This is a genomic window from Streptococcus pseudopneumoniae, from assembly GCF_001074975.1.
In the GTDB taxonomy this organism is placed as follows: Bacteria; Bacillota; Bacilli; order Lactobacillales; family Streptococcaceae; genus Streptococcus; species Streptococcus pseudopneumoniae_D.
In genome coordinates this window covers 60,595-85,904 of the sequence record NZ_JUUO01000088.1, presented here as the reverse complement: position 1 = coordinate 85,904, position 25,310 = coordinate 60,595, and the positions used below count along the sequence as shown (strand labels likewise).

Here is a 25,310-nt window from a genome sequence, read left to right as displayed (position 1 = left end):
GGTGAGTCCAATGGATTATTTAGTGATTACATAAGATTTTCTGTGAATGTTAATTTCGTTTTAAGGTAGTTATTCTATAAATTTGAATTCATTATAATTTTGATTTTTAGTTTATCATATTTGGTTTCACAGAAAGTATATCATATCCCAAATTAAAGAAAACAACACAATACAACATGTTTTTCATTTTGTATTGTGTCGTAAGTGGAGCGAAAGGATTGGATTGTAATAATGAAAAAACTAGATACTAAAACAAAGTTATTTGCAAGTATATGTGCTACGTTAATGATTGGTGCAATGGCTGTCTCTGCTAGAGAAATTTCGGACTACGATATGATTATGCCGAGATTCGGAGGTCGTACAGTGACTGACTCATTATATAAAACAAATCAATCAAGAGGAGTAAATAATAATACATCAATCGGTGGTGGTTATACAATGCACTGTGCTATTTTTAGAGGTGACGCTCAAATGACACATACATATTCTGCAGGCAGTGGAGATAGGATTTATTTGAATTATAATAGTCCATCAGATGCAGAAGGATCTAATCTTAGATTGGGTGGATGGACAGGGTTCGCAACATATGTTAAAGTTCAAACCAGCGGTTCATGGAGTCCTGATGAGTATTAAGAGCTAGAATATAGGTTTGTATATTTGGGGGTGAGCATGTTCGCTCATCCCATTTGTTTTATAGGAGAGAAGTATGGATTACAAGGTCAGTATGTTTTTAAAAGGGATGAAAAATAAGCAATTCTTTTTAGCAATATTAATTATTTTAACTTCTATGATATTTTCTGTAAGTGCATTTATTGAAGAGGGGATGGAGTATTTTTTTAATCACGATTATATTGTGGCATTTTTACAAGGTTATAATGGTGATAGGTCGTTGTTAATAGTTTTGGCACCTCTTATTGCAACAATTCCTTTTGCGTCACAGCATATCGAAAATAGAAAAAGTGGAACAATGAAATATATTGTATCAAGGATGGGATATAAACAGTATTTTAATTCTATTTTTATAATCAATGGATTCATATCATTTACAACATTTATTTTTGGAATGTTATTATTCTTGATAATGTCAATTTTATTTTTTAATAGAAGTATAAATATGGATGCTTATTATGCAATAACAAAAGTTTCTATTTATGAGTCAGCAGTGAGGACATCTCCGTTATTTTATGTAGTAATAATCATTTTACATTGTTCCTTTGTTGGCGTTGCATATAGTAGTGTTGGATTGGCGATGTCATATTTTATTAAGAGCAAATTTGTTGCATGGTTATCCCCATTTATTTTAACGACAATAGGATCATTGTTTGCGATGTTTTTAGGTCTTACTAAAATTGAACCAATGGCAATTTTTGATGTTTCAAGAGTAAAAGGAATAAGCGTAATATTTGTTTTTGTATACTTAATCCTTATAGTAGTAATATCATATTGGATATCGTATAAAAAATTTAAAAGGGATATAGAAACTGATGAAGAAATTTAAAGAATTAAAAAATAAAGAAGATTTTTATATAGGTTTTATATATTTATTAGTTGCTTTTGCTATATTAGCAAATTTTAGTCAGCTGATAGTATTGAAATATAAATTTGGGAATTTTCATTTTGGTGAGCTGATTCTTGTCATGTTTAATGATTCCTATACTGGATATTTCACATTTCCGTTTTTATTAGCTTTCATAATGATGCTACAAAGCCCAGTTGAACAAAATATATTTTTTGTACTAAGTAGGTATTCAAGTAGAAATGATTTTTATAGAAATAAGCATTTTAAAATTTTGAAAAGTGTGATTTATTATGTGGTTAGTATTTGTATATTTTCCACTATAGTAGGAATAGGAGATTCTAACTTTGGCATTGGCATTTCAACAGCCACAAAAAAATTTTCAGAAACGTATTTATTTGGAAATTTTGAAACGAATATAGTAATTTATGAGATAGGAAAGATAATAATTTTACAAGGATTATTGCTATATTTCTTTTCCCTGCTCCATGCACTTTTAACACAGTTTAGAATATCACAATCGTTAGTATTTGTTATCTATACGGGCATTTTGATTATAATGGCGGGTTCAACATTGGGCTTTTTAGGAGAACATCTGAGAGCATTTTCATTGTTTTCCATTTCTGGTTCAGTGTATGGTTACGGCATAAATTTCATTGGTAGATGTGGGATATTGGTATTTGTTGATGCAATGTTGCTTCTATTAAATTTTAAAATATTTGAAAATAAAGATATTGCATTACCTAAAGGAAGTAAGCAGTATCAAAATGAGTAAGGAGTTGAAACGTATGAATTGTATAAAAGTAGATCATCTTTCAAAAATATTTGGGAAAAAGTATGTTATAGATGATGTTAGTTATGTTTTTGAATCAGGTAAAATATATGGAATTGTAGGAACCAATGGATGCGGGAAAAGTGTATTATTTAAAATGCTTTCAGGATTAATGAAACCTACTACTGGTAAGATTACAATTGGGAGTGTAATTGTTGGGGAAAATGGTTCTATGCCACTTGATGTAGGGTTACTTATTGAACATCCGGGATTTTTGCCTAGCCTAACTGCATTAGAGAATTTAGAGCAATTAGCTGCAATCAAAAATAAAATTACTAAGAAAGAGATTGAGGAAGTATTGAATAAGGTAGGTTTATATCAGGATAAAGATGTAAAAGTAAAAAATTATTCATTAGGCATGCTACAAAGATTAGGGATTGCCCAAGCATTGATGGAAAATCCTAAGATTTTACTCCTAGATGAACCATTTAATAGTATGGACTATGAAGGTGTAGAAGAACTTAGAAAAATAATTAAGAGTTATGCTCGAAAGAATCATATTACTATGTTGGTCACATCTCACAATAAAGAGGATATTGAAGTATTATCTGATATTGTTCTTGAATTGAAAAACGGTAAATTAGTTAAGACATCTAACTTTTAGTAATGGTAGCTGGCTAACTTTATTATAGGTCTTTCAATATACTTTTCCGAAATCATAACGCATGGGCTTTCTCCTTTTTGTGAAAAAAGTTAACAAATAATAAAATCCTATTAAAAATATTGTATCATAGTAATATAAAAAGTAGAAAAGAAAGCTAAAATAAGTTTGTGAAAAATCTTGGTGTAATTTTAAAATGGTCTTAATAGTATTATGATGCAGCTAGAAAAGGGGTGGAAAATGTTTAAAAATAAGGACCTTGTTCGAGTAGTCGTGATATTTGTGATAGGAACTATCCTCATTTTAATGACGCCATTCTTATTTAAAATTGTTATGGAACTATTTTCAAAATAGATAGGCCTCTGTTTTAGGCAGAGGCGTGAATCAGGAGGTTAAGTAATGAACTACAATTTAAAATATATCTTATCAGGACTATTTAGCATAGTCTTTATAGGTTTCCTAGTTTGGGTGAGTTATGTTAATCAGAAGAAGGAAGAAGAGCATTCGGATGTGTCTTTTGAAGCGAGGTTAGATAGTGAGGTCAAGGCCTTATATAAACAACTAGGATTGGGTGAGGAGCCTCATTATTTCTTAGCCTATCGTTACCTACATCCCTGGTTTGATTTGGCGATTTTACCACCAACAGTTGAAATTTTCTTAACTAAAATAGCGCTGGTGATGGTAACTCCAGATGAACTACTGATAAGAAATCTTGGGAATGGGATGACTTTCACAAGTGAGCATCATCGTGATTTGCGGCAAGGACTTATCCGCATTCCAAAATCAGAGATGAAAGAATTTGAGATTCGTAACTGGAAAAAATTTTTTGTATTTGGCGATTTTTTGACAATTAAAACAAGCCAACATAGCTATTATTTGCAGGTTAGAGATGATGGACTTCAAAAAGGAAGTCTTTCTACCAAACATTTCTCCGACTTGAAACGACAAGATTTTCTCGGATTATTGACAGATAAACGGACATTCTGATAGCCAATTGCCCTAGTTGTTTATTGTAAACTTTACAAATGAGCTGTAAACACTAGAATCCATTCAGAAAGGCAATTCCTATGAAAAATAAAATTTTAATCATTGTTTATATTTTAGCCTCGCTAATCATCAGTTTTATAATCTTTTCACTTTTACATATTGATTTTAAATGGTGGACAACTTTGGCTATAAGTGCAGGATTTATTTACACCTATTTAAAATTTAGTAAAAAATAAAAAGTACCTGCACCTATCTCGCTTTCGTCTCTTCACGGGAGGTATCTCTATGAAAAAAATCAGTCATCTTTGTATGCTCCTGCTCTTGCTGTGTACTACATTTTTTGTCCTGAATGTAAATGTTACACGAGAAATAGTGCGGATTCAGGAGATGGGCAAGACAACTTATTCATTTGACTTGTACTTGAAAGATGTCACTAAACCGACAGAAACTATTCTCCAGTTTTTTGAAGAGGTTGCAAGCCAAGACAAGGTCTCTATTATCAAAGTAGATAATGGAGATGAGGCAGTCAAGGCTGGTGTTTTTGATAAGGAAACCTTCCCCTATCAGGAGTTCGGTTTGACTTCTCTTGATTTTTCAAAGAATGAGAAGGGAGTCTACAGCAACCAGGACCTTCCCAATAATCTAGGAACCATTCCCACCTTTTTAAAGGTGAAACTCATTCGACTCCAGACCTTCCAATCTTATATTGAGGATAAATCCCATACTGTAAATGGACGCTACATGATTACCTCCAGCAAAGAGATAGATCGTGATACCATTCTACAAAAGTGGAGTGATTTTTTCCAGATAGATAAGACGACGTTATTAGAACCCACTTACCGAAGTCAGGTTGGAGTGCTAAATCAAGCTTTATTACTATCTATCATTATCTTTATCTTGGCAATCTTGCTTGTGATTTTAATGACAGTTTATCAGCCGATGATGGAGATGAAACGAGTGGGGGTTCAAAAGTTACTTGGTTTTCAAAGCGGGGCGATTTTATCTGGTTTTGTAAAGACTAATTTTTATCTTCTCTTGGGTGGAAGTCTTATCATTGACTTGGGACTATTTTTAGTGCTGGACTACAGACCAAAACTTTTGTTCCCAAGTTTACTCTTATCCCAATTTCTGCTTTTACAGTTGTATTTGTTCATCAGTTGGCTGACCTACCTGATGATTCAAAAAATGACAGTCAGTTCCATGTTGAAAGGTTTTTCATCTGTCAAACTTGGTCTTATCTTCAATTATGTGATGAAAATAGGGACAACTATTTTACTGACGGCCTTACTGATTGGGGTGGGCAGAAGTCTAGAACAAGAAAACAAAGAACTTGCTTATCAGCAACAGTGGGTAAGTCAAGGTAATTACCTGACCTTAGAAACCTTCAAACTCAATGATAATCTGTGGCAAGAAGAGCTAGCAGGGTCAGGGAAATCTACAGATTATTTCTATAGATTTTATCAGGATTTGGTAGAAAAAACGCAGGCGGGCTATGTGCAGAGTAGCAGTCTTCCTATCAAACCAGTCATCAAAGCTGAACAAGTGCAGAACTACCAACTGCCTGATAATGTAGATGTTTACTATGCTAATAGCAATTTTCTAAAGAGCAAGGGATTCAAGTTACCAGATACCGGCACTAAAAAGGTGATTTTGTTGCCAATCAGTGACAAAGAACAAGAAGGCAAGAATCAGTTCTTGGGAAAATCCATCGCCTATCTTTCTATGAGGTATGAAGATCAGCAAAAGCAAAGGATAGAAGATATGGATGTAGAAATTGCCTACTATGAAGGAGATTGGTCTTTCTTCCCTTATAATAATGAGCGAAAGGAAAACCTCCACAATCCAATCATTAGTCTGGTAAATGATCAAGACATGATGTGGGAAGAAAAGACTCGCTTGTCAACGACAGGTTTAAACAACCCGATGAAAGTTGAAAATACAGAACAAAATCAAAAAGTGATTACGGAGTTAGTTGAGAAATTATCAGATGGGAATTATTTAAAATTTTCATCGATTCAAGCCATTCAACAAGAGAAAGTAGATTCTTATCGAGATGCAGTTCGAAATCTTAATATACTCTTTGCTTTGTTTGGTCTCCTTAGCATGATGATTTCCTACTTCTTATTAGTAACAACTTTCTTATTGAAGCGCAGGGATATCATTACCAAGAAGTTTATGGGGTGGAAACTGGTCGATCGCTACCGTCCTCTCTTAGTTCTGCTCTTGCTGGGCTATAGTCTCCCTCTTCTAGTCTTGATTTTCTTTGCCCATGCGCTCTTGCCACTTCTACTGTTTGCAGGTTTTACATGTTTGGATATACTATTTGTGCTAGCCTTGGCTTCTAGGATGGAGAAAAGAAGTTTAGTAGAGTTATTGAAAGGGGGCATCTTATGATTGAGTTGAAAAATATTACCAAAACCATTGGGGGAAAAGTGATTTTGGATAACTTATCTCTCAGGATTGATCAGGGAGATTTGGTTGCCATCGTTGGAAAAAGTGGTAGTGGTAAGTCGACCTTGTTAAATTTATTAGGTTTGATAGATGGTGATTATAGCGGACGGTATGAGATTTTTGGTCAGACAAATCTAGCGGTCAATTCTGCTAAGTCGCAAACAATAATCCGTGAACATATCTCTTATCTATTTCAAAATTTTGCCCTGATTGATGATGAAACGGTCGAGTACAATCTTATGCTGGCACTGAAATATGTGAAATTGTCTAAGAAAGACAAGCTCAAAAAGGTGGAAGGGATTTTAGAGAGAGTAGGTTTGCCAGCTACTTTGCATCAAAAGGTCTCCGAGTTGTCTGGTGGTGAACAACAACGAATTGCAGTGGCTAGAGCCATCTTAAAACCCAGCCAGCTGATTTTAGCTGATGAACCGACAGGTTCGCTGGACCCTGAAAATAGAGATTTGGTCTTGAAGTTTCTCTTAGAGATGAATCGAGAGGGGAAAACAGTCATTATTGTGACCCACGATGCTTATGTAGCCCAACAATGTCATCGTATCATTGAATTGGGCAAGGGAAAATGAGTTCGTTCAGTCGCTTCTTTTAACTGACTGAATACTCATGTTTCCCAGAGAGAAATAGCATAAATACGCCTAGGAATGACATTTTTATGTATTATTTCTAGGTTTTTTTGTTTCAAATTGAAAATTTTTTCAATTTGGGCTTGACAAACGATGAGGATGGGTGTATTATTTATACAACCAAAAGGAATAAACATAAAGGAGGCTTTATTATGAATAAGATGAAGAAGGTGTTGATGACGATGTTTGGTTTAGTGATGCTCCCCCTACTATTTGCTTGTAGTAACAATCAATCGGCTGGAATTGAAGCCATCAAGTCCAAAGGAAAATTGGTTGTAGCCCTCAATCCAGATTTTGCTCCATTTGAATACCAAAAAGTGGTTGATGGGAAAAATCAGATTGTGGGTTCAGATATCGAATTAGCCAAGGCTATTGCAACAGAACTAGGTGTCGAATTGGAACTATCACCCATGAGTTTTGACAATGTACTGGCTAGTGTTCAATCAGGAAAAGCCGACCTTGCCATATCAGGTGTTTCTAAGACAGATGAACGGAGCAAGGTGTTCGATTTTTCAACTCCCTACTATACTTCAAAAAATAAGCTCATTGTCAAAAAATCTGATTTAGCCACTTATCAGTCTGTCAACGACTTGGCGCAGAAAAAGATCGGAGCGCAGAAAGGTTCGATTCAAGAGACGATGGCGAAAGATTTGCTACAAAATTCTTCCCTCGTATCTCTGCCTAAAAATGGGAATTTAATTACAGATTTAAAATCAGGACAAGTGGATGCCGTTATCTTTGAAGAACCTGTTGCCAAGGGATTTGTGGAAAATAATCCTGATTTAGCAATCGCAGACCTCAATTTTGAAAAAGAGCAAGATGATTCTTACGCGGTAGCCATGAAAAAAGATAGCAAGGAATTGAAAGAAGCAGTCGATAAAACCATTCAAAAGTTGAAGGAGTCTGGGGAATTAGACAAACTCATTGAGGATGCCTTTAAAGCGTCCATTGAAAAATAGAAAGAAGGAAAAGAACATGAGTAAAGAAAAAGTAATTTTGGCCTATTCTGGCGGTTTAGACACATCAGTTGCTATTACCTGGCTAAAGAAAGACTATGAAGTTGTTGCAGTTTGTATGGATGTGGGTGAAGGGAAAGACTTAGATTTCATCCATGATAAGGCTCTTAAGGTTGGGGCAGTCGAATCTTATGTCATTGATGTTAAGGACGAATTTGCTACAGATTATGTGCTAGTGGCTCTTCAGTCACATGCCTACTATGAACAAAAGTATCCCTTAGTATCTGCCTTGAGCCGCCCTCTGATTTCTAAAAAATTGGTTGAAATAGCGCATCAGACAGGAGCGACTACAATTGCTCATGGTTGTACAGGTAAGGGGAATGACCAAGTACGTTTTGAAGTATCGATTGCAGCCTTGGATCCCAATTTAAAAGTGATTGCACCAGTTCGTGAATGGAAATGGTCTCGGGAGGAAGAAATTCATTATGCCAAGGAAAATGGGGTGCCTGTTCCTGCTGACCTTGACAATCCCTACTCTGTCGACCAAAATCTTTGGGGACGTGCCAATGAGTGTGGTATTTTGGAAAATCCATGGAATCAGGCTCCAGAAGAAGCCTTTGGCATCACAACTTCTCCAGAGCAAGCTCCAGATATGCCAGAATACATTGATATTGAGTTTAGTGAAGGTATTCCAGTTTCCCTCAATGGAGAAGTGTTGAAATTGGCGGATTTGATTCAAAAGCTCAATGAAATAGCTGGAAAACATGGAGTTGGACGGATTGACCACGTGGAAAATCGTTTGGTTGGGATTAAATCAAGAGAAATCTATGAATGCCCAGGGGCAGTGACCCTGCTGACAGCTCATAAGGAAATTGAGGATCTGACGCTTGTGAGAGAAGTGGCTCATTTTAAACCAATCATAGAAAATGAATTATCAAATCTCATTTATAATGCTTTGTGGTTTAGTCCGGCTACACAAGCCTTGATTGCTTATATTAAAGAAACTCAAAAAGTTGTCAATGGGACTGCAAAAGTCAAACTCTATAAGGGGAGCGCTCAAGTCGTGGCTCGGAAATCACCAAATTCTCTTTACGATGAAAATTTGGCGACGTATACCAGTGCAGATACCTTTGATCAAGATGCGGCTATTGGCTTTATTAAGTTGTGGGGACTTCCAACCAAGGTTCATTCTGAGGTTCAAAAAAGCGCCAAATAGGACGATTGGATAGAGAGGTGGATGTGATATGGCTAAGAATACAAAATTATGGGGTGGTCGCTTTGAAGGTACTGTCGAAGACTGGGTAGAGCGCTTTGGTGCGAGTATATCTTTTGACCAGAAATTAGCTAAATTTGATGTGATTGGTTCCTTAGCCCACGTTCAGATGTTGGGTCAGACGGGCATTTTGAGTTTGAAGGAATCAGAAAAGATTCAAGAAGGCTTGAAAGAGCTTTTAGAAGAGCTAGAGGCAGGCCAACTTGACTTTGATATCGCAAACGAAGATATTCATATGAATATAGAAGTGTTGCTGACAGAAAAAATTGGTCCCCTTGCAGGGAAGTTACATACAGCTCGTTCTCGAAATGACCAAGTTGCGACAGATATGCACTTATATCTCAAGGAACAACTAGACCATGTCCTAGATAAACTGGCTCATCTCAAGGGTGTTTTATTAGACTTGGCGGAAAATCATGTGGAGACGATCATGCCGGGCTATACCCATCTGCAACATGCCCAGCCTATTAGTTTTGCCCACCACCTGATGGCTTACTACAATATGTTTCAAAGAGACAGTGAACGCTTTGAATTTAACCAGAAGCATACAGACCTATGCCCTCTAGGTGCGGCAGCTTTGGCAGGGACGACTTTCCCCATTGATCGCCAATTGTCTAGCGATTTGCTGGAGTTTAAGCAACCTTATACAAATTCTTTGGATGCTGTTAGTGACCGCGATTTTATCTTAGAATTTCTGTCAAATGCCAGCATACTCATGATGCATATGAGCCGTTTTTGCGAAGAAATGATCAATTGGTGTAGCTTTGAGTACCAATTCATTACCTTGTCAGATACGTTTACAACAGGTTCCTCTATTATGCCCCAAAAGAAAAATCCAGATATGGCTGAGTTGATTCGAGGAAAGACTGGTAGAGTTTATGGGAATCTGTTTGGACTGTTGACAGTCATGAAGTCCTTGCCCTTAGCTTATAATAAGGATTTGCAAGAGGATAAGGAAGGAATGTTTGATACGGTCGAAACGATTTTAAATTCCCTCGATGTATTGGCAGGTATGTTATCTAGCTTGCAGGTAAACAAGGAAAAAATGCAAGAGTCTACAGAGAAGGACTTTTCAAATGCGACTGAGTTGGCAGATTATTTGGCAGGGAAAGGCTTGCCATTTAGAGAAGCTCATGAGGTTGTGGGAAGATTAGTGCTAGACTCTATCAAGTCTGCTAAAAATATTCAAGATTGGACTTTGGAGGAATTACAAACCTATCATTCCCTCATTGCAGAGGATATTTATGTCTACTTGCAACCTAAAACTGCTGTTCAAAGACGAAATTCCTTGGGAGGTACAGGATTTGACCAAGTGAGATACCAGATTGCAGTTGCTAAGAAAGCGAATGAAGCTAGAAAGTGATAGATTGATAAGAGGTTGGTCGATTGACAGCCTCTTTCTTGTCTTCTCCAACCAAGCGTGTTATAATGAATACTGCTCAAGCGACCTTCAATCGTTGAAGCACACACGACCTTCAATCGTGAATAAACGAATAGATGGGAGACTTACCATGAGTGATAACTCTAAAACACGTGTTGTCGTGGGGATGAGTGGTGGTGTTGATTCGTCGGTGACGGCTCTTTTGCTCAAGGAGCAGGGCTACGATGTGATCGGTATCTTCATGAAGAACTGGGACGACACAGATGAAAACGGCGTCTGTACGGCGACCGAAGATTACAAGGATGTGGCTGCGGTAGCAGACCAGATCGGCATTCCTTACTACTCTGTCAATTTTGAAAAAGAGTACTGGGACAGCGTTTTTGAGTATTTCCTAGCGGAATACCGTGCAGGACGCACGCCAAATCCAGATGTTATGTGCAACAAGGAAATCAAGTTTAAGGCCTTTTTGGACTATGCCATGACCTTGGGGGCAGACTATGTAGCGACTGGGCATTATGCCCGAGTGGCGCGTGATGAGGATGGCATCGTTCACATGCTTCGTGGCGTGGACAATGGCAAGGATCAGACTTATTTCCTCAGCCAACTTTCGCAAGAACAACTTCAAAAAACCATGTTCCCACTAGGACATTTGGAAAAGCCAGAAGTTCGCAGACTAGCAGAAGAAGCAGGCCTTGCAACTGCTAAGAAGAAAGACTCGACAGGGATTTGCTTTATCGGAGAAAAGAACTTTAAAAATTTCCTCAGTAACTACCTGCCAGCTCAGCCTGGTCGCATGATGACTGTGGATGGTCGCGATATGGGCGAGCATGCTGGGCTTATGTACTATACGATTGGTCAGCGTGGTGGACTTGGTATCGGTGGGCAACACGGTGGTGACAATGCCCCTTGGTTCGTTGTCGGAAAAGACCTAAGCAAGAATATTCTCTATGTAGGACAAGGATTCTATCATGATTCGCTCATGTCAACCAGTCTAGAAGCCAGTCAAGTTCACTTTACTCGTGAGATGCCAGAGGAATTTACGATAGAATGTACGGCTAAATTCCGCTACCGTCAGCCTGATTCTAAGGTGACCGTCCATGTCAAAGGAGACAAGGCAGAGGTTATCTTTGCAGAACCGCAACGCGCCATCACACCAGGTCAGGCAGTTGTCTTTTACGACGGGGAAGAGTGTCTAGGTGGTGGTTTGATTGACAATGCTTACCGCGATGGACAAGTTTGTCAGTACATTTAGATTGACAAATTTTCTCAATTTGCTACAATAATAAAAGCAATAGAAATGATGGTCAAAGCTCATGGATGTTGCAGGCTTTTTTGTCCTGCACTTCTTTGGAGTTTTGACTGTTTTTGTGTCGTTTAAGGGAAAGGACAAGAATGACTCAACAAGACTTTCGGACAAAAGTGGAAAATACAGTTTTTGGCGTTCGGGCGACAGCCTTGATTATCCAAAATGGCAAGCTCTTAGTTACCAAAGATAAGGGCAAGCATTACACTATCGGCGGTGCGATTCAAGTCAATGAAAGCACGGAAGAAGCGGTAGTCCGTGAAGTGAGGGAAGAACTGGGTGTCGAAGCTCAAGCTGGGCAACTAGCTTTTGTTGTTGAAAATCGTTTTGAAGAAGATGGTGTCTATTGGCACAACATCGAGTTTCATTATCTGGTGGACTTGCTTGAGGATGCCCCATTGACCATGCAGGAAGATGAGAAAAGGCAGCCTTGTGAGTGGATTGATTTGGATCAGCTTAAGGGTATCAATCTAGTTCCAGCCTTTTTGAAAACAGCCCTGCCAGATTGGGACGGCCAACTGCGACACATTCATCTTGAGGAATAGGAGAGAAATATGACTTATAATTTTACTGAAGAATACGATATTATTGTAATTGGTGCGGGACACGCTGGGGTAGAGGCTTCCTTAGCTGCTAGCCGTATGGGCTGTAAGGTCCTGCTTGCGACTATCAACATTGAAATGCTGGCTTTCATGCCTTGTAATCCTTCTATTGGTGGTTCTGCCAAGGGAATTGTCGTTCGTGAAGTTGATGCCCTCGGTGGTGAGATGGCCAAGACCATTGACAAGACTTACATACAGATGAAGATGCTCAACACAGGGAAGGGTCCTGCCGTTCGTGCCCTTCGTGCGCAGGCTGACAAGGAGCTTTACTCTAAGGAGATGCGTAAGACGGTTGAAAATCAAGAGAATCTTACCCTTCGTCAGACCATGATTGATGAGATTTTGGTAGAGGATGGTAAGGTTGTCGGTGTGCGTACAGCAACCCATCAAGAGTATGCTGCAAAGGCTGTTATCGTGACGACAGGAACAGCTCTCCGTGGGGAAATTATCATCGGAGACCTCAAGTACTCATCAGGTCCTAACCACAGCCTAGCTTCTATTAACCTTGCTGACAATCTCAAGGAACTGGGCCTCGAAATTGGTCGTTTCAAGACAGGAACGCCTCCACGTGTCAAGGCTTCTTCAATCAACTACGATGTGACCGAGATTCAGCCAGGAGATGAAGCACCAAACCACTTCTCATACACCTCACGTGATGAGGATTATGTCAAGGATCAGGTGCCATGCTGGTTGACCTACACCAATGGTACCAGTCATGAGATTATCCAAAACAACCTCCACCGTGCGCCTATGTTTACAGGTGTGGTCAAGGGGGTGGGGCCTCGTTACTGTCCGTCTATTGAGGATAAGATTGTGCGCTTTGCGGACAAGGAACGTCACCAACTTTTCCTTGAGCCAGAAGGTCGCAATACAGAAGAAGTCTATGTTCAAGGACTTTCAACCAGTCTTCCTGAGGATGTCCAGCGTGAGCTGGTTCATTCTATCAAAGGGTTGGAAAATGCTGAGATGATGCGAACTGGTTATGCCATTGAGTACGACATGGTCTTGCCTCATCAGTTACGTGCGACTCTGGAGACCAAGAAGATTTCAGGACTTTTCACTGCTGGTCAGACAAATGGTACATCTGGTTACGAAGAAGCGGCAGGCCAAGGGATTATCGCTGGTATCAACGCCGCTTTGAAAATCCAAGGCAAGCCTGAGTTGATTTTGAAGCGCAGTGACGGTTATATCGGGGTCATGATTGACGACTTGGTGACTAAGGGAACCATTGAACCCTACCGTCTCTTGACCAGTCGTGCTGAATACCGTCTCATCCTCCGCCATGATAATGCTGATATGCGTTTGACCGAGATGGGACGTGAGATTGGCCTTGTTGACGATGAACGCTGGGCTCGATTTGAAATTAAGAAAAATCAATTTGATAATGAGATGAAGCGCCTAGATAGTATCAAACTCAAGCCAGTCAAGGAAACCAACGCTAAGGTTGAAGCGATGGGATTCAAACCATTGACCGATGCAGTATCAGCCAAGGAATTTCTCCGTCGCCCAGAAGTCTCTTATCAAGATGTGGTGGCCTTTATCGGACCTGCTGCTGAAGAGTTAGATGACAAGATTATCGAATTGATTGAAACAGAAATCAAGTACGAAGGCTATATTTCAAAAGCCATGGATCAGGTTGCCAAGATGAAGCGTATGGAAGAAAAACGCATTCCAGCCAATATCGACTGGGATGACATTGATTCTATCGCAACCGAAGCCCGTCAGAAGTTCAAACTGATCAATCCAGAAACCATCGGCCAAGCCAGCCGTATTTCGGGAGTAAACCCAGCAGATATTTCGATTTTGATGGTGTATCTTGAAGGTAAAAATCGTAGTATTTCTAAAACTCTTCAAAAATCAAAATAATACTTCGTCGGCGTCTTACGAATGAGTTCAAAGCTTGGCTTTGAATTCATCTACAGCCTCCCATAGTTCCCCGAACTATGGGAGCTAACTAGAGTTATGCTTTCGCCTAGCCTTCTAGTCTGATTTTGATTTTTATTGAGTTTCAATCTCAAAAGAAAGCATAGAGAAAAACAGCTCCGAAGACGGGGCTGTTTTGTTGCTTTATTCTTCGTCTGGTGTGAGGATCATCGGAATGATGATCGGTTCACGTTCGGTATTTTCATAAAGGAAGGGGCGAATAGCGTTGACAATGGCACCATTGACAGACTGTACGCTAGCGTCCTTGTTTTTCAGTGCGATACGAATAGCATTGAAGAGGATGCGCTGGCTTTGGCGAATCAAGTCTCCAGACTCTCTCATGTAGACAAAGCCTCGGCTGAGGATGTCTGGACCAGACAGAATCATCTGCGATTTGAAGTCAACAGTTGCGACTGCCAGAACGACACCGTCTTCAGATAAATCACGACGATCTTTGAGGACAGCAGCACCGATTTCACCGATACGATTTCCATCGACATAGATATCTTGGGCGTTGAAATGACCTGCGATACGAGCAGAGTCAGCAGTAAGGGCAAGCACATCACCATTGCTCATGATAAAGATATTGTCCTTCTCAACACCAGTATCCACCGCAAGTCCAGCATGGACTTTTTGCATGCGGTATTCACCGTGGACAGGCATGAAGTATTTTGGCTTAATCAAGCGGAGCATGAGTTTTTGCTCTTGCTGACCACCGTGTCCAGATGTATGGATATTGTTCACTTTACCGTGGATAACTTCGACACCAGCTTCAGAAATGATGTTAATCAGCTTGTTGACGCTAGTAGTGTTTCCAGGGATTGGACTTGAGGAGAAGATAACCGTATCGCCTGGTTGGAGTTGTACCTGACGGTGGGTTCCGTTGGCGATACGAGAGAGGGCAGCCATAGGCTCACCCTGACTACCTGTACAGAGAATCAGAACTTCGCCTGCAGGGTAGTCTTTGATTTCATTTGGCTCGATAAAGGTTCCCTTAGGAGCTTTTATGTAGCCAAGATCGATTCCGTTGACAATGGCCTTTTCCATCGAACGACCAAAGACCGCAATCTTACGTCCAGTCTTAACAGCAGCTTCTGTTGCTTGTTGGAGACGGAAGATATTTGAGGCAAAGGATGCAAAGATGATACGTCCCTCAATGCCTTGGATAATCTTCATGATGGACTGGCCAACGACTTTTTCAGAGTTGGTAAAGGTTGGCACTTCTGCATTTGTTGAGTCAGAGAGGAGACAAAGCACGCCTTCTTCACCAAGAGCAGCCATACGGTGCAAGTCTGCAGGCTCTCCAACTGGAGTGAAGTCGAACTTGAAGTCACCCGTACAAACGATTTTCCCTTGAGGAGTATGAATGACAATCCCCAAAGGCTCTGGAATCGAGTGAGTCGTTCTAAAGAAAGTTGCCTTGAGATTTTTAAAGGTCAACTCAGTGTTATGGTTGATTTCGTAAAGTTTGGCGTTGCGCAAGAGGCCGTGTTCTTCGAGTTTCCCACGGATCAAAGCCAAGGCAAGCGGTCCAGCGTAGATAGGGACATTTGCTTGCTTGAGAAGGAATGGAATCCCACCGATGTGATCCTCGTGTCCGTGTGTGATTAAGACAGCCTTGACGCGGTCGATATTGTCCACGATGTAAGAGTAGTCAGGAATGACATAGTCGATACCCAGCAAGTCATCTTCTGGGAATTTAATCCCAGCATCGACGATGATAATCTCATCTTGGTATTCAATCCCGTATGTATTTTTCCCGATTTCTCCCAGACCACCGATGGCAAAAACGCCGACTTCTTCAGGTTTAAGAGTATAGGCCATATTAGAACTCCGTGATTTCGAAGGCGCCAGTTTCTTTTTCGTAATCTAGCAATTTGTCAGACAAGAGTTCGATATACTCGATATTGTACTCTGGGCGATTTTCTTCGACAAGTTGACGAGCAGCGATGCGACCCTCAAGTTCTGAGCTGGCATCGATGTCTAGGTAAAGTGCGCGTGTTGTTTCGCGACGTGGGCTACGTTCTTTTGTTTCTTGATAAAAAACTTTGTAAATCATATAGTTCCTTTCTATTTACAGGTCAGCTTATTCCAAACTTTTAGCAGATATTTGCTTGATTTCATTCCATTTTTTGTCTAGATTGACCTTGATTCGTTACAATTATTTCAATTATACCACAAAATGAAAAATTAGTAAAAGACGGGAACGAGAAAGTCATAGAGTTACTCGTTGGGAAGCGTTTGCAAAAATAAAGAAAATATGTTATCTTGATAATGGAAGTGGAATTTATCGTTTGTCATAATTCCCTATAGTTTTTAAGTCAAGGAGGTTGCCTTATGTATAACTTATTTTCTTTTGCTATTGGAGTTCGCTTGGTGGCTTTTATCGTTTTTGTTGCTTGCGTTTATGCTGGGAATCTTCTATTTGCCAAACTGGAACGACGACAAACCAAGTTCTTGTGGAAAATTATCTTTGTGACTCTCTACTCGCTTTTTCTCCTCCTCGTGACCTATGTCGTTTGGTTTGTATTTTACTTTGGATTAAATGCTTAGATGCCCTGCTCATGCTAGGGCATTTTTGTTTTGGGATAAAGAAAATTCCCATGTGCCAGCTTTTGTAGTATAATAGTAAGCAGACAAAAAGATAGGAATGTGTTATGAAAGTATTAGCTTTTGATACGTCCAGCAAGGCTCTTTCTCTCGCTATTTTAGAGGACAAGCAGGTTCTTGCCGAGACGACGATTAATATCAAGAAAAATCACAGTATTACCCTCATGCCTGCCATCGATTTTTTGATGGCGAGTGTGGACTGGACGCCCAAGGATTTGGACCGAATCGTGGTGGCGGAAGGACCAGGTAGCTACACAGGTTTGCGAATTGCGGTAGCAACTGCCAAAACCTTAGCTCACACTCTGAACATCGAGTTGGTTGGTATGTCTAGCCTCTTGGCTCTGGTGCCATACCAACAAGAAGGCTTGTTCGTCCCTTTGATGGATGCGCGTCGCAACAATGTTTACGCAGGATTTTATGAAAATGCCAAACCTGTCATGCCAGAAGCCCACCTGCCCTTTGAGCGAGTCATCGAGCTAATCAAGGGTGCTAGTCAGGTTACCTTTGTCGGAGAAGTTGGCCCTTTTGTTGAGCAGATTCAAGAACACTTGCCAAGGACTAATTATAAAGAAACATTGCCTAATGCAGCCAATCTAGCTCTTTTGGCCTGGGACAAGGAAGCAGACTCCTTGCATGATTTTGTACCCAACTACCTCAAACGAGTTGAGGCTGAGGAAAACTGGCTCAAGAACCACACCGAGTCTGGTGAGTCTTATATTAAACGTCTATGATAGAAATCAAACGAATCCAACAACAGCCTGAACTGGCTCAAGCCATCTACGCTGTCATGGTGGCTGTTTACTCAGTCAGTCCTTGGACACTGGAGCAAATCCAAGCAGACCTGGCTCAAGACCAGACTTGGTATGCTCTGGCTTATGATGGGGCAGAAGTGATTGGATTTCTAGCTGTGCAGGAGAATCTTTTTGAAGCAGAAGTCCTGCAAATCGCTGTAAAACAAACCTATCAGGGTCAGGGAATTGCATCCGCCTTGTTTGCGACACTGCCGACAGACAAGGAGATTTTCCTCGAAGTCAGAAAGTCAAATCAACGAGCGCAAGCATTTTACAAGAAAGAAAAGATGGCAGTCATCGCTGAGCGAAAGGCTTACTATCATGACCCAGTCGAGGACGCCATTATCATGAAGAGAGAAATAGATGAAGGATAGATATATTTTAGCATTTGAGACATCCTGCGATGAGACCAGTGTTGCCGTCTTGAAAAATAACGATGAGCTCTTGTCCAATGTTATTGCGAGTCAAATTGAAAGTCACAAACGTTTTGGAGGCGTAGTGCCAGAAGTAGCCAGTCGTCACCATGTCGAGGTCATTACAGCCTGTATCGAGGAGGCGCTAGCAGAAGCAGGAATTACCGAAGAGGACGTGACAGCAGTTGCGGTTACCTATGGGCCTGGCTTAGTCGGAGCCTTGCTAGTTGGTCTGTCAGCTGCCAAGGCCTTTGCTTGGGCTCACGGACTTCCGCTGATTCCTGTTAACCACATGGCTGGTCACCTCATGGCCGCTCAGAGTGTGGAACCTTTGGAGTTTCCTTTGCTAGCCCTCTTGGTCAGTGGTGGACACACAGAGTTGGTTTATGTTTCTGAGGCTGGTGATTACAAGATTGTTGGGGAAACGCGTGATGATGCGGTTGGTGAGGCTTATGATAAGGTCGGCCGTGTCATGGGCTTGACCTATCCAGCCGGTCGTGAGATTGATGAGCTAGCTCATCAGGGGCAGGATATTTATGATTTCCCTCGTGCTATGATTAAGGAAGATAATCTGGAGTTTTCATTCTCAGGTTTGAAGTCTGCCTTTATCAATCTTCACCACAATGCCGAGCAAAAGGGAGAAAGCCTATCTACAGAGGACTTGTGTGCTTCCTTCCAAGCAGCAGTCATGGATATTCTCATGGCAAAAACCAAGAAGGCTTTGGAGAAATATCCTGTTAAAACCCTAGTTGTCGCAGGTGGCGTAGCAGCTAACAAAGGTCTCAGAGAACGCCTGGCAGCCGAAATCACAGATGTCAAGGTCATCATTCCACCTCTGCGTCTCTGCGGAGACAATGCAGGTATGATTGCCTATGCCAGCGTCAGCGAGTGGAACAAAGAAAACTTTGCAAGCTTGGACCTCAATGCAAAGCCAAGTCTCGCTTTTGATACTATAGAATAAAGAGTCAGCTTGATGCTGGCTTTTTTGCTCAATAAAATGTCAGAATATTTTGACAAAACTATAAAAACAATGATATAATATGCAAAAGCTAGGAGGTGGTCAGATGATTGAGAGAATGGAATTAGGAGAATTTTACAAGGAATTGCGCTTGGCTAGAAAGCTCAAGCAGTCAGATGTGGCTTGTGCTGGACTAACAGCTTCTCAGTTGTCCAAGTTTGAACTAGGGCAGTCTATGCTATCTGCGGACAAGCTGATCTTAGCCATCCAAGGAATCAATATGAATTTTGATGAGTTTGGGCACAAGCTCAACAACTATCAAGAATCCCCACATATGCGAATTGGTCGAAAAGTTGTGGAGCGTTTTGCCCATCAAGATATCGCTGGCTTAGAGCAACTGTTGGAGGAAGTCGAGCAAGAACAGATGGCGCAGACCTATCGTCGTTTGAATGCTATTGTAATTAAAAATGCACTCCATTCCTTAAATAAGAACTATCCATTGGTAAAAGAAGATAGCGAGTTTTTGACTATCTATCTCTATGCTATTGAGTCTTGGACCTGGTTTGAACTCTATCTTTTTTGCAATACAATGCCTTTCTTGAGTAATCAAGATTTGATATTTTTATCAACTGCTTTAATTGAAAAATCCAAAGAATTTAAAGAGTTAGTACATAATCGATTGTATATGAAGCAAGGACTCTTAAATATCTTATCAGAGCTCATGGAGCGAAAACTTTTCTCCTACATCCCAATCTTTGAAGCTGAGCTGGAGAGCATGTTACGACCGTATGATGTTTTTGAGAAAGTATCGTGGCAATTTTTAAAGAAAATGAGTATTTTTCTTCAAACCAAAGGAAGCAATCAAAAAGAGATTGAACACTTTATCCAATCTCTGCAAGTATTAGAAAATCCACAATTGATAGCCCTCTTCGAATTGCGTTTGCAGCAATACAAAGAACTTATCGATTAATTAGAAACGGGAAGACGATAACCCACTCCGAAATAAGCAGGAGTATCAGTTGGATTTTTCTTTTTTTCATCATTATATTCCTCCTTGTTAGTAATAACTTTATTATATCAGTGAAATAATCAAATCTACTAAAATCGCAAATGTGAAATTTCTATAAGAAAAAATATCAAATATGCGATTTTCTAAAATACGCCAATTTTCGTGTTATAGTGTTCTTGTAAAGTACTTGAAGCAAATCCTAGGTCGCAGAAGTAGTTTATAAATGAAGATAATTAAAGGAGTGTAAAAGATGTTAAATTTACAATTTGCAGAAACAATGGAATTGACAGAAGCTGAGTTGGAGACAGTTTACGGAGGCAACATTGTGGTTAACCCAGGCAATGGTGGTGGAATTGCTTTACCGATTTGGGGAGGTGGAGGTATTGGACCAAGCCCTTACGGAGCTTTTGATTGGATGAAAGGTCTCTGGGAAGGTTTGGCTGAAAGACGACGTAAATAAAACGTAAAAGGATCAACTATGAAAAGGGAAGAAACGAAATTTTACCTAGGAACCATTTTGGTACTTATGTCCTATTACTTGATTTTTAATTTAGTGATGAGATTAGAGTTCATGGATCAATTATCAGATTTTGGATTTTATGGGATTCAAATTTTATTGATAGTAATTGTGGGAATTGTTGCTACTGTGGTTCTTGTAAAGAGTCAACGTTGGAAAGAGTACGGTCGATTCCAGTTCCGTTGGTCGTATCTAGGTATCTTTTTTCTTTCCTTTATATTGATGTTTTTGTGGGTAAATATAACGACTCGAATCTTTCCTAGTACGCAAAATGGGAGTGCAATTGTGAAAGAAGCAGCTAATTTGACAGGAATTAGTTACTTTATAACGCGTATTCTCTATGGCAGTCTCATTGCTCCTATAGTTGAAGAATTGGTCTTTCGTGATCTTCTGATGACAGCTCTAGCTAAATTTAAAACATACTATGTTGATGTCATCGTTTCCTCTACTCTTTTTAGTCTCATTCATGTTTTACAGTATGGATGGGTGTTAACAGACTTCATCATTTATGCAGGAGCAGGGATGCTATTCGGTATGCTATTTCGTTATACTCGTTCAGTTTATTGGTCAATGGCCCTTCACATCTTGTGGAATAGCTTCTTAATTATTGTTAGCCTACTGGTGTTTGGGTACTAGAAAGGTTAAAAGGAAATATATGAAAAAGATAATCTCACGCTACTACTTGTTTATAGCTATTCTACTTGTCATTGCTGACCAGTTCTTCATTCGTCTGGTTTTGCACAGTGACTTGGTAGCTGGTCTATCTGACTTTGCGTTTTATCTGTCGGATATGATGTTGAGTTTTCTTGTAGTTTTGCTTGCGTTCATTGTCATGAATCAGTCAGGAAAATGGCAGAAAATCAACAGTAGAAAGTTTAAAAGATCCTATCTTTTCTATTCTTTTCTAGCTCTTCTTGCTTTTGTTATTTGGAATTTCGTAACATTTTTTATTTTCCCACCTACCAAAAATGAAATTGCTTATCAACTGGATGTTCCTACTTTTACAGGAGCAACGGCATTTTTGATGTATTTTTTCTATCCTGTGATTGCAGGTCCCATTTTTGAAGACATGATTTATCGTGGATTGGTGATGACTGCTCTGGAAAAAGGAAAGAAATGGGGACTGGATGTGCTTGCTTCGGCAACTTTGTTTGGAATCTTGCACATTAGTAATCACGGTTGGGTTTTGACAGACTTTGTCTTCTATATGGGGGGCGGTCTCATATTTGCAGTCTTGTTTAGAGCAACAAAGTCTATTTATTGGCCTATTGGACTGCATATAGTCAATAATGCCATTCCTCAAATTCTGCCCTTGTTGTTTTAGATGATTTTAATATCATCGTCAGCTTACTGGTATTTGAGTATTCTGCTTATTAGAATTTTTACATTACATAGATAAGGCTGGGTTCCAGTCTTTTTATGATGGCTACAATCAGCAGACTTTTTTCTCTTTCCTGAATGTGTTATAATAGTCCATGCTGTGGCTGGAACTAATTCAGCCTATTTATTAAGACAATATGAGGAGAAAGATGAAAGAAAAAGGATTTTGGGAAGGGGTGCAGGCGGCCATGCCAACTGCCCTTGGCTATGTCAGTATTGGCCTTGCCTGTGGGATTATCGGTGCGCCCTATGTGACACCTGTTGAGATGGGCTTGATGAGCCTCTTTGTTTATGCTGGGAGCGCCCAGTTTGCCATGCTGGCACTGATTGCGGTTCAAGCCCCTGTAGCGGCTATTGCTATGACGGTTTTTCTAATCAATTTGCGTCTCTTTTTGTTGAGTTTGCATGCGTCAACCTATTTCCGTCATACCAGTCTCTGGCAAAATATCGGTATGTCTAGCCTTTTGACTGACGAGACCTATGGCGTTTTGATGGGTGAATTGGCTCATACGGATAAGGTCAATCCTATGTGGATGCACGGAAACAATCTCAACAGCTATGTGGCTTGGTTTGTGGGGACGGTAGTCGGAACGGCTCTAGGTGGCTTGCTACCAAATCCAGAAATCTTTGGGCTGGACTTTGCTTTGGTTGGGATGTTTATCGGAATTTTTGCTTCGCAATTCCAGATTATGCAAAGACGGATTCCTGTCCGCAATCTGCTCATTATCCTAGCAGTTGTTGCGCTGTCCTTCTTTTTGCTCTTGACAGTGGTGTCTCAGTCGCTCGCTGTTCTTTTTGCAACGCTACTTGGTTGTACAATGGGGGTAGTTTTAGATGGTCAGTAAGTATCTTTTATTAGCAGTTATTTTCTCTGGCTTGGTGACTTGGATTCCCCGTATGATTCCCTTCATCCTGGTCAAGTATAAGGGATTGCCTGCAATCGTTGAGCGTTTTTTGAAGTTTCTGCCCGTTTCTATTATCTTTGCCTTGATTCTTTCAAGCGTAGTGACAGGCAAGGTTGGCAGCCTTCCTCAAATCAAATGGCTGGACTTCTTAGCCGTCTTTCCAACAGCTTGGGTAGCCTTTCGCTATCGTAATCTAGTCGGAACGGTTCTCTTCGGAGTAGTCTTGATTGCCGTCTTGCGCTTGGTCTTTTAAATTAGCCATAAAAAAAATTTATCACAGAGATAGATATCATATAATGGCGTAAATGCTCTTTTTCTGTTAAGATTATAAGGTATTCTATTTTGGAGGAAATGACATGAAAAAAATCGTTAAATACTCATCTCTTGCTGCCCTTGCTCTTGTTGCTGCAGGTGTGTTAGCAGCTTGCTCAGGCGGTGCTAAGAAAGAAGGAGAAGCAGCTAGCAAGAAAGAAATTATCGTTGCAACTAATGCTACACCAAAACCATTCAACTATGAAGAAAATGGCGAATTGACTGGTTACGAGATTGAAGTGGTTCGCGCTATCTTTAAAGATTCTGACAAGTATACTGTCAAGTTTGAGAAGACAGAGTGGTCAGGTGTTTTTGCAGGACTTGATGCTGATCGTTACCAAATGGCTGTTAGCAACATCAGCTACACTAAAGAACGTGCTGAAAAATACCTTTATGCAGCTCCAACTGCTAAAAACCCTAACGTTCTTGTAGTGAAAAAAGATGACCCTAGCATCAAATCTCTTGATGATATCGGTGGAAAATCAACAGAAGTTGTTCAAGGGACAACTTCTGCTAAACAGCTAGAAGACTACAACAAACAACATTCAGATAATCCAACTGTCCTAAAGTATACTAAAGCGGACTTCCAACAAATCATGGGACGCTTGAGCGATAGCCAGTTTGACTACAAGATTTTTGATAAAATCGGTGTTGAAACAGTTATCAAGGACCAAGGTTTGGACAACTTGAAAGTGATTGAACTTCCAAGCGACCAACAACCTTACGTTTACCCACTTCTTGCTAAAGGTCAAGATGAGTTGAAATCATTTGTAGACAAACGTATCCAAGAACTCTACAAAGATGGAACGCTTGAAAAATTGTCTAAACAATTCTTCGGAGACACTTATCTACCAGCAGAAGCTGATATTAAATAATTTCTTGAAATCATCCATTCTGAATAAGGTGGATGATTTCTCAGTTTTTAAGCATATAGTTTTAAACTATATATCTGCCTATCTAATAACAATTTGTGAAATCAAACAAATTGTGAGATACTAGTACGGTATTATTTTTAAGGAGAAAGAATCATGAAAATCAAAAAATGGCTTGGTGTAGCAGCCCTTGCTACAGTCGCAGGTTTGGCTCTTGTTGCTTGCGGGAACTCAGAAAAGAAAGCAGACAATGCAACAACTATCAAAATCGCAACGGTTAACCGTAGCGGTTCTGAAGAAAAACGTTGGGACAAAATCCAAGAATTGGTTAAAAAAGACGGAATCACTTTGGAATTTACAGAGTTCACAGACTACTCACAACCAAACAAGGCAACTGCTGATGGCGAAGTAGACTTGAACGCTTTCCAACACTACAACTTCTTGAACAACTGGAATAAAGAAAACGGAAAAGACCTTGTAGCGATTGCAGATACTTACATCTCTCCAATCCGTCTTTACTCAGGTTTGAATGGAAGCGACAACAAGTACACTAAAGTAGAAGACATCCCAGCAAACGGAGAAATCGCTGTACCGAACGACGCTACAAACGAAAGCCGTGCACTTTACTTGCTTCAATCAGCTGGCTTGATTAAATTGGACGTTTCAGGAACTGCTCTTGCAACAGTTGCTAACATCAAAGAAAATCCAAAGAACTTGAAAATCACTGAATTGGACGCTAGCCAAACAGCTCGTTCATTGTCATCAGTTGACGCTGCCGTTGTAAACAATACCTTCGTTACAGAAGCAAAATTGGACTACAAGAAAGCACTTTTCAAAGAACAAGCTGATGAAAACTCAAAACAATGGTACAACATCATCGTTGCGAAAAAAGATTGGGAAACATCACCTAAGGCTGATGCTATCAAGAAAGTGATCGCAGCTTACCACACAGATGACGTGAAAAAAGTTATCGAAGAAACATCAGACGGTTTGGATCAACCAGTTTGGTAATAAGAAACAGGGAGGTGGGAGAGAAAATTCCACCTCTTGCTTTTGTATAGAGCATGGATTGTCAGGAAG

28 protein-coding genes are annotated in these 25,310 nt (G+C 40.0%); 26 read left to right on the top strand and 2 right to left on the bottom strand.

Translation table 11 applies throughout. The features are described from left to right. Nucleotides 1–231 precede the first annotated feature (231 nt). From ADI86_RS04745 to mnmG, 14 genes are all read left to right on the top strand, one after another. A complete protein-coding gene (locus ADI86_RS04745; protein ID WP_049531982.1) occupies nt 232–633 on the top strand; it encodes a hypothetical protein in 402 nt (133 codons plus the stop codon). A 73-nt stretch (nt 634–706) separates the two neighbouring features. Next, the gene (locus tag ADI86_RS04740) at nt 707–1,498 is read left to right on the top strand and encodes a hypothetical protein (protein ID WP_049531981.1); all 792 of its coding nucleotides are present in this window, start codon (nt 707–709) and stop codon (nt 1,496–1,498) included. Further along, complete coding sequence (locus ADI86_RS04735) at nt 1,485–2,291, top strand: hypothetical protein (protein WP_049531980.1); 807 nt, start codon at nt 1,485–1,487, stop codon at nt 2,289–2,291. The genes ADI86_RS04740 and ADI86_RS04735 overlap by 14 nt, the downstream gene beginning before the upstream one ends. A gap of 13 nt (nt 2,292–2,304) precedes the next feature. After that, a complete protein-coding gene (locus tag ADI86_RS04730; protein ID WP_049531994.1) occupies nt 2,305–2,952 on the top strand; it encodes an ATP-binding cassette domain-containing protein in 648 nt (215 codons plus the stop codon). Nucleotides 2,953–3,348: 396 nt separating this feature from the next. Further along, nucleotides 3,349–3,936: a hypothetical protein gene (locus ADI86_RS04720; RefSeq protein ID WP_049531978.1), complete on the top strand. Its 588-nt coding sequence runs from the start codon at nt 3,349–3,351 to the stop codon at nt 3,934–3,936. Nucleotides 3,937–4,016: 80 nt separating this feature from the next. Continuing rightward, nucleotides 4,017–4,172 carry a hypothetical protein gene (locus tag ADI86_RS12005; RefSeq protein ID WP_162838030.1) on the top strand — a complete coding sequence of 52 codons (156 nt, stop codon included), beginning with the start codon at nt 4,017–4,019 and terminating at the stop codon, nt 4,170–4,172. Between the two features lie 49 nt (nt 4,173–4,221). Beyond that, nucleotides 4,222–6,330 carry an amino acid ABC transporter permease gene (locus tag ADI86_RS04715; protein WP_049531977.1) on the top strand — a complete coding sequence of 703 codons (2,109 nt, stop codon included), beginning with the start codon at nt 4,222–4,224 and terminating at the stop codon, nt 6,328–6,330. After that, entirely contained in the window at nt 6,327–6,968 is a 642-nt protein-coding gene (locus tag ADI86_RS04710; protein WP_049531976.1) for an ABC transporter ATP-binding protein, read from the top strand. The genes ADI86_RS04715 and ADI86_RS04710 overlap by 4 nt, the downstream gene beginning before the upstream one ends. 209 nt (nt 6,969–7,177) lie before the next feature. Beyond that, nucleotides 7,178–7,984 (top strand): ABC transporter substrate-binding protein, encoded by an 807-nt coding sequence (locus ADI86_RS04705; RefSeq protein WP_049531975.1) that lies wholly within the window; start codon nt 7,178–7,180, stop codon nt 7,982–7,984. A gap of 16 nt (nt 7,985–8,000) precedes the next feature. Next, complete coding sequence (locus ADI86_RS04700) at nt 8,001–9,197, top strand: argininosuccinate synthase (RefSeq protein WP_049531993.1); 1,197 nt, start codon at nt 8,001–8,003, stop codon at nt 9,195–9,197. A 28-nt stretch (nt 9,198–9,225) separates the two neighbouring features. Continuing rightward, on the top strand, nt 9,226–10,617 hold the full coding sequence (gene argH, locus ADI86_RS04695) for an argininosuccinate lyase (protein WP_049531974.1): 1,392 nt from the start codon (nt 9,226–9,228) through the stop codon (nt 10,615–10,617). Nucleotides 10,618–10,765: 148 nt separating this feature from the next. Then, nucleotides 10,766–11,887 (top strand): tRNA 2-thiouridine(34) synthase MnmA, encoded by a 1,122-nt coding sequence (mnmA, locus tag ADI86_RS04690; RefSeq protein ID WP_049531973.1) that lies wholly within the window; start codon nt 10,766–10,768, stop codon nt 11,885–11,887. 140 nt (nt 11,888–12,027) lie between these two features. Next, the gene (locus ADI86_RS04685) at nt 12,028–12,483 is read left to right on the top strand and encodes an NUDIX hydrolase (protein WP_049531972.1); all 456 of its coding nucleotides are present in this window, start codon (nt 12,028–12,030) and stop codon (nt 12,481–12,483) included. 9 nt (nt 12,484–12,492) lie between these two features. Further along, on the top strand, nt 12,493–14,406 hold the full coding sequence (gene mnmG, locus ADI86_RS04680) for a tRNA uridine-5-carboxymethylaminomethyl(34) synthesis enzyme MnmG (protein ID WP_049531971.1): 1,914 nt from the start codon (nt 12,493–12,495) through the stop codon (nt 14,404–14,406). A 201-nt stretch (nt 14,407–14,607) separates the two neighbouring features. Here the strand turns inward: mnmG and rnjA are convergent, their stop codons facing one another. Both rnjA and ADI86_RS04670 read right to left on the bottom strand, forming a co-directional pair. Further along, a complete protein-coding gene (rnjA, locus tag ADI86_RS04675) occupies nt 14,608–16,287 on the bottom strand; it encodes a ribonuclease J1 (protein WP_000331983.1) in 1,680 nt (559 codons plus the stop codon). Nucleotide 16,288: 1 nt separating this feature from the next. Continuing rightward, the gene (locus tag ADI86_RS04670) at nt 16,289–16,522 is read right to left on the bottom strand and encodes a DNA-dependent RNA polymerase subunit epsilon (protein ID WP_000639572.1); all 234 of its coding nucleotides are present in this window, start codon (nt 16,520–16,522) and stop codon (nt 16,289–16,291) included. A 278-nt stretch (nt 16,523–16,800) separates the two neighbouring features. Here ADI86_RS04670 and ADI86_RS04665 point away from each other — a divergent pair, with 278 nt between their 5' ends. The 12 genes from ADI86_RS04665 to ADI86_RS04610 all read left to right on the top strand — a co-directional run bounded on the left by ADI86_RS04665 (nt 16,801) and on the right by ADI86_RS04610 (nt 25,241). Continuing rightward, nucleotides 16,801–17,016 carry a hypothetical protein gene (locus ADI86_RS04665; RefSeq protein WP_000282501.1) on the top strand — a complete coding sequence of 72 codons (216 nt, stop codon included), beginning with the start codon at nt 16,801–16,803 and terminating at the stop codon, nt 17,014–17,016. Between the two features lie 104 nt (nt 17,017–17,120). Then, nucleotides 17,121–17,804 carry a tRNA (adenosine(37)-N6)-threonylcarbamoyltransferase complex dimerization subunit type 1 TsaB gene (tsaB, locus tag ADI86_RS04660; RefSeq protein ID WP_049531970.1) on the top strand — a complete coding sequence of 228 codons (684 nt, stop codon included), beginning with the start codon at nt 17,121–17,123 and terminating at the stop codon, nt 17,802–17,804. Next, nucleotides 17,801–18,238 (top strand): ribosomal protein S18-alanine N-acetyltransferase, encoded by a 438-nt coding sequence (rimI, locus tag ADI86_RS04655; RefSeq protein ID WP_049531969.1) that lies wholly within the window; start codon nt 17,801–17,803, stop codon nt 18,236–18,238. Before tsaB ends, rimI begins: the two co-directional genes overlap by 4 nt. Continuing rightward, the gene (gene tsaD / locus ADI86_RS04650; RefSeq protein WP_049531968.1) at nt 18,228–19,238 is read left to right on the top strand and encodes a tRNA (adenosine(37)-N6)-threonylcarbamoyltransferase complex transferase subunit TsaD; all 1,011 of its coding nucleotides are present in this window, start codon (nt 18,228–18,230) and stop codon (nt 19,236–19,238) included. The genes rimI and tsaD overlap by 11 nt, the downstream gene beginning before the upstream one ends. Nucleotides 19,239–19,341: 103 nt before the next feature. Beyond that, nucleotides 19,342–20,205: an XRE/MutR family transcriptional regulator gene (locus ADI86_RS04645; protein WP_049531967.1), complete on the top strand. Its 864-nt coding sequence runs from the start codon at nt 19,342–19,344 to the stop codon at nt 20,203–20,205. 289 nt (nt 20,206–20,494) lie between these two features. Beyond that, nucleotides 20,495–20,704 carry a hypothetical protein gene (locus ADI86_RS04640; RefSeq protein WP_049531966.1) on the top strand — a complete coding sequence of 70 codons (210 nt, stop codon included), beginning with the start codon at nt 20,495–20,497 and terminating at the stop codon, nt 20,702–20,704. A gap of 18 nt (nt 20,705–20,722) precedes the next feature. Next, a complete protein-coding gene (locus ADI86_RS04635; protein ID WP_049531965.1) occupies nt 20,723–21,397 on the top strand; it encodes a CPBP family intramembrane glutamic endopeptidase in 675 nt (224 codons plus the stop codon). Between the two features lie 19 nt (nt 21,398–21,416). Next, on the top strand, nt 21,417–22,085 hold the full coding sequence (locus tag ADI86_RS04630; protein ID WP_049531964.1) for a CPBP family intramembrane glutamic endopeptidase: 669 nt from the start codon (nt 21,417–21,419) through the stop codon (nt 22,083–22,085). 205 nt (nt 22,086–22,290) lie between these two features. Next, a complete protein-coding gene (locus ADI86_RS04625; protein WP_080983172.1) occupies nt 22,291–22,986 on the top strand; it encodes an AzlC family ABC transporter permease in 696 nt (231 codons plus the stop codon). Beyond that, on the top strand, nt 22,976–23,299 hold the full coding sequence (locus tag ADI86_RS04620) for an AzlD domain-containing protein (protein WP_000253936.1): 324 nt from the start codon (nt 22,976–22,978) through the stop codon (nt 23,297–23,299). The genes ADI86_RS04625 and ADI86_RS04620 overlap by 11 nt, the downstream gene beginning before the upstream one ends. A gap of 103 nt (nt 23,300–23,402) precedes the next feature. Beyond that, nucleotides 23,403–24,233: an amino acid ABC transporter substrate-binding protein gene (locus ADI86_RS04615; RefSeq protein WP_049531963.1), complete on the top strand. Its 831-nt coding sequence runs from the start codon at nt 23,403–23,405 to the stop codon at nt 24,231–24,233. Nucleotides 24,234–24,386: 153 nt separating this feature from the next. Next, a complete protein-coding gene (locus ADI86_RS04610; protein WP_049531962.1) occupies nt 24,387–25,241 on the top strand; it encodes a MetQ/NlpA family ABC transporter substrate-binding protein in 855 nt (284 codons plus the stop codon). The last annotated feature ends 69 nt before the right edge of the window (nt 25,242–25,310 follow it).